General features: G+C 36.0%; 1 protein-coding gene. It reads right to left on the bottom strand.

Translation table 11 applies throughout. From position 1 onward, the window contains the following. Positions 1-57 precede the first annotated feature (57 nt). Entirely contained in the window at positions 58-1,515 is a 1,458-nt protein-coding gene (locus tag M3627_RS20305) for an IS1182 family transposase (protein ID WP_251557258.1), read from the bottom strand. Positions 1,516-1,705: the final 190 nt, after the last annotated feature.

The raw sequence follows: 1,705 nt of genomic DNA, 5'->3' as shown, positions 1-1,705 counted from the left end.
GTACTTTTTGTTCAAACTGAACAGAAAATACCCTTTTTCATTGCCTTATTCTTGCTCTCATTCGTTAAGTAACTTTAGGATTCGCTTCAAGTTGACCGCAAATATGGTTGTGGCTCCTTGTATTTCCATGCCAAAAAGACCCGTGCTAATCGCTGTATCGTAGCCGTGTCCACTCTTTAATTCACTATTCTTTGCCTCGATTTTATATCGCTCTTTGGCAAGCTGTTTAAATTCTTCGGTATTCTGAAATGCCTCTTGTTCAAGGTGCTCTGTCGATTTGATTGTGACACAATATGTTTTAGATTTCGATCCTTCTTTGTAACACCCAACTCTGAAAGGGCATATTTTACATTTTTCAACATCAAAATTATATTTGATTTGAGGGTTACGGTTGTCATCTGTATTTCTTTTTTTTATAGTTTTTCCTTTTGCTAAATGACCCGCTGGACAAACATATAAATTAGCGTCTTTATTAAATTCAAATAAATCTTCTTTTCTACGGTGGCCATTTGTAATCAGCGGATGTAATTTTGAAATGAGTTGGACCTTATTTGTCTTGGTATATATTAAATTGTCTTTACTAGAATATGCTGTATCTCCAAGCACCTTCTCTATTTTCATACCTGTACGTTGGCTTTTTTCAATTAAATCTATTAAATGTTGTCCATCACCTTGTTCACCAGTTGTTACAATCGCTGCTGTAATAATTCGTTCATCGCTCATCGCTATATGAGTTTTATAACCAAAGAAAGATGTATCTGCTGATTTATGTCCGACACGTGCATCGGTATCGCTTGAATAATTCAGATGAAATAGTGTGTCTTCTACGATTTCTTTTAATGTATTTAAACGTTCTTTCACGGCAGGCACTTGCGCTATTTGTGGCTCTTTCTCTATCACTTCAATGACTTTTTTACAGTAAGTCACTTCATCTGACACTTCGTTAGAAGTCGGTTTTTCTGGAAACTTCTCTTTCATAGATTCATCTATTTTATAGACCGCTTTTCGGGCATTCTTTGATTTTTCTTGTAAGAATTCTTTGGGCGATTTTTGATTGTAACGTGCTTTCGTATGCGTTGCGTCCACAATGATTGTTTTACTTTTGATGATTTCTTTTTCAAGTGCGATTTCAACGGTTTTCCCAATTAACATATCTAACAAATCTACATCTTGTAAACGAAGTCGACGAAATTTTGTAAGTGAACTTGGTTCAATGACCTCATCCTCTGGAGCCATTCCTAAGAAGTATTTAAATGACATATCATATTTTGAACGTTCCACTAAATCCACATCGGACACATCATGAATTGCTTTTAATAATAAATACTTAAACATACGAATGGGTGAAATCGCTTTACGACCATGATCCAAACAATATTTTGATTGAAGTTCTTCTAAAATAAACGAAAAATCAACAAGTTCATTGATTTGACGAAGCATATTGTCTTTTGGAATTATTAAATCATATAACGCCATGTATGGACTTAAGTTCAGCGTTTCTTGGTTTGAAATCATTGTGAGCACCCCTGCATTTACTTTTCTTTAGTATAGCAAGAAAATAATTTTTCGGTCTGAGTACATTTTAAAAAATTCTATAACAGGTAGAAAAGTGGATTGGATTGGAGTGCAGAGCGGTGACTCCTAGGGGATTAGCGGCCACGGCGAGCACCCGGACTGAGCGCAGCGAGGGAGAAGGCTTGCCGGG

It is taken from the genome of Psychrobacillus sp. MER TA 171, assembly GCF_023713305.1.
Lineage (GTDB): Bacteria > Bacillota > Bacilli > Bacillales_A > Planococcaceae > Psychrobacillus.
Note: the sequence above shows the minus strand (reverse complement) of the source record. Positions and strands in the feature narration are given on the sequence as shown.